This window comes from Actinomyces sp. oral taxon 849 str. F0330 (genome assembly GCF_000239715.1).
Taxonomy (GTDB): domain Bacteria; phylum Actinomycetota; class Actinomycetes; order Actinomycetales; family Actinomycetaceae; genus Actinomyces; species Actinomyces johnsonii.
This window is the reverse complement of the sequence record NZ_JH470349.1, coordinates 1-3,299: the sequence shown is the minus strand read 5'-3', so window position 1 is coordinate 3,299 and position 3,299 is coordinate 1. Positions and strand designations below refer to the sequence as shown.

General features: G+C 69.9%; 2 protein-coding genes and 1 pseudogene. 2 read left to right on the top strand and 1 reads right to left on the bottom strand.

All coding sequences use genetic code 11. From position 1 onward, the window contains the following. Positions 1–182: 182 nt before the first annotated feature. On the bottom strand, positions 183–1,865 hold the full coding sequence (locus tag HMPREF0975_RS02135) for a DNA repair helicase XPB (RefSeq protein WP_034472799.1): 1,683 nt from the start codon (positions 1,863–1,865) through the stop codon (positions 183–185). A 439-nt stretch (positions 1,866–2,304) separates the two neighbouring features. Here HMPREF0975_RS02135 and HMPREF0975_RS02130 point away from each other — a divergent pair, with 439 nt between their 5' ends. Further along, the gene (locus tag HMPREF0975_RS02130) at positions 2,305–2,595 is read left to right on the top strand and encodes a hypothetical protein (protein WP_009232469.1); all 291 of its coding nucleotides are present in this window, start codon (positions 2,305–2,307) and stop codon (positions 2,593–2,595) included. An 83-nt stretch (positions 2,596–2,678) separates the two neighbouring features. Then, positions 2,679–3,299, top strand: a pseudogene (locus tag HMPREF0975_RS02125) (helicase-associated domain-containing protein); the annotation flags it as partial.

The window sequence follows — 3,299 nt, the reverse complement described above, 5'->3', positions numbered from 1 at the left end:
CGACGGCCGCGGACCTGCCCGAAGCAGCCGCCAGCGCCGGGGCCTCGGTCCGCGAGGCGGCAGAGGGCGTCGACCCCGTGATCCAGGCCTTCGGGCGCACCTTGGCGCGGGTCCTCGTGCGCAACGTGCGCGCCCGCCGCCTGGCGCGTTGAACGTGCTGACCGCCTAGCCCGTCGTCGGGCTCAGAGGTCCTCGGCGTCGATGATGGCGTAGGCGTAGCCCTGCTCGGCCAGGAAGCGCTGGCGGTGAGCCGCGTACTCCTGGTCGGCGGTGTCGCGGGCGACGACCGTGTAGAAGTGGGCCTGGCGGCCGTCCTCCTTGGGGCGCACGATCCGGCCGAGCCTCTGGGCCTCCTCCTGGCGCGATCCGAAGGAGCCCGAGACCTGGACGGCCACGCTGGCCCCGGGCAGGTCGATGGAGAAGTTTGCCACCTTGGAGACCACGAGGGTGCGGATCTCCCCAGAGCGGAAGGCGTCGTAAAGGCGCTGTCGCTCGCGCACCGTCGTCGAGCCGGTGATGACCGGGGCGTCCAGGTGCTCGGCGATCTCGGTGAGCTGATCCACGTACTGGCCGATGACGAGGGCCGACTCGCCCTCGTGGCGGGCCAGGAGGGCGTCGATGATCGGCATCTTGCGCGGTGAGCAGGCGGCCAGGCGGTAGCGCTCCTCGGGCTCGGCGGTCGCGTAGGCCATGCGCTCGCCGGCGTCGAGGGTCAGGCGCACCTCGGTGCAGATCGCCGGAGCGATCCAGCCCTGGTTCTCCAGGTCCTTCCAGGGGGCGTCGTAGCGCTTGGGGCCGATGAGGCTGAAGACCTCGTCCTCGCGGCCGTCCTCGCGCACGAGGGTCGCGGTCAGGCCCAGACGTCGGCGCGCCTGCAGGTCCGCGGTCATCCGGAAGATCGGGGCGGGTAGGAGATGGACCTCGTCGTAGACAATGAGCCCCCAGTCGTGGGAGTCCAGCAGGTCCAGGTGCGGGTAGACGCCCTTCCGGCGGGTGGTCAGGACCTGGTAGGTGGCGATCGTGACGGGGCGGACCTCCTTACGCGAGCCGGAGTACTCGCCGATCTCGTCCTCGGTCAGGGTGGTGAAGCGGATGAGTTCCTCCTTCCACTGACGCGCCGAGACCGCGTTGGTAACCAGGATGAGCGTCGTCGTCGAGCTCCTGGCCATGGATGCGGCGCCCACGAGGGTCTTGCCGGCCCCGCAGGGCAGGACGACCACGCCGGAGCCTCCTGCCCAGAAGCTCTCCACCGCCTCGGACTGGTAGGGGCGCAGCTGGAAGGTGCTGGGGGAGTCTGTCAGGGTGATGGGGTGGGCCTCGCCGTCGACGTAGCCGGCCAGGTCCTCGGCCGGCCAGCCCAGCTTGATGAGCACCTGCTTGAGGTGGCCCCGCTCGGAGGGATGGACGATAACGTCGGCCTCCCCGAGTCGCTCGCCTAGCAGGCCCTTGGTGCGCTTGGAGCGCATGACCTCCTCCAGGACCGGCACATCGGTGGCGTGCAGGACCAGGCCATGGGCGGGGTCGGTGATGAGCTGGAGTCGACCGTAACGGCTCATCGTCTCGGCGATCTCGGTGAGCAGGGCGTGCGGCACCGGGAATCGCGAGTAGGTGATGAGAGTGTGGACGACCGTCTCGGCGTCCAGGCCCGCGGCGCGCGCGTTCCACAGGGCCAGTGGAGTGATCCGGTAGGTGTGGATGTGCTCGGGGGCGCGTTCCAGCTCGGCGAAGGCGGCGATGGCGCGGCGGGCCTCGCCGGCCCCGGGGCGGGCGACCTCCAGGAGGACGGACTTGTCGGACTGGACGATGAGCGGGCCGTCGGGTGCCGACGACGCCGGGGACACAGAATCGCTGGGCGTAGCGGACATGGGCGGGAGTATCCCAAGGAGGGGTGCCGGGGCGCCGTGACGGACGAGACGTTCCTCTTCCAGCGGGAGGGGCGGCCCGGCCGGCTTCATGTCCGCGAGAGCGCACCTTACGGGCCGGATTCTGAGCTCCCGCAGCGGTGCGCGAGCCATAGGGTAGAACGCGAGCCCCGGACGAACCTCGGGAGGCGCCAGGAACAGTGGAATCAGCCGGATCGTGTCCAAATCGGTGACAAAGGCCCGGTACGGACTCCAACCGGCGAAAGAAAACCGCATAATTCTGCGGTTCGTGTCGTCGGTGGTAGGGGTGCTCAGGTCCCTTTGTGACAGTTTTGGACACCGGCGCCCCCTAGGTGGCCTGAGACCTCATGGCCTGAGGCGGGGGCGGGTCTCCTTCCGCAGGAGGAGGAATCCACTCGGGCGGACTGTTTAGGGTGACGGCGTGAACAACGAGAACAGCGTGCCCGTCGACGGGCTGGAGACGCCGGGTTCCAGTGAAAGCGCCGAGAAGATGAAGACCCTTAAGAAGCCCGGAGTGATGTCCTCCCGCTGGTTCTTGCCGGTCGTACTCGGGGCCTCGATGGGCATCGTCATGGCCGTGATGATGGCCGTCATGATGCCGAAGCTCTGGTACCTGTGGATGTCCGTGGGATGGGGTATGGGATTTGCCATCGGCACGTCCCTCAGGTCGAGTGAGGCCTCAAAGCCCTCCGAGGCGGCGGTGAGCGAGTAACCGGCACTGGCCCCGCTCGTGCTCGCCTCCTCGCTCTTGTTCCGTGCTGTCCGTGAGCGGGGTGGGGGCGTATTTTGGTGCGGATGAGCCCTTCCGCCTCCACTCAGGACCTCGCCGTGCACCTGACGGCATTGCCGGACCGCGAAGTCGCCGCCCTGCTGGTGGCGCGCCCGGACCTGGCCTCGCCGCCGTCCTCCTCCTTCCTGGCTCTGGCGACCCGGGCCGGGACTCAGGGCAGTGTCGAGCAGGCGCTGGCCGGGCTGGACGCGTCGACGCTGGCCGTGGCCGAGGCGGTGGTGGCACTCAGCCGGCTCGACGAATCGGGGGAGGCCGAAGGAATCGGGTCGACCGAGGCAGCCCAGGACGGACGAGCCGGTGGAGCCATCGGGACCGGTGGTGAGCCGGCCGACGACGGGCCTGTCGGCGATCCCGCCGACAACCCGGACAACGCCGACCTGGCCGGGCTGATCGCCGCCCGCCTGCCGCTGGAGACCGAGCAGGTCACTGAGGCGCTGGATCGCCTGAGCCGGCTGGCGCTCGTCATTGAGGGCCGACCCGTGGCCGCGCTGGAGGCGGCCTTCGGGCCGCACCCCTTCGGCCTGGGGCCCGTCGGGCCGCCGAGCCCCTCGAGCGCCGAGCAGCTGCCGCCCACCTCTGGAGGAGCTGAGCGAGGACGTCGCCAGCGGTGCCGGCGAGCCGATCGT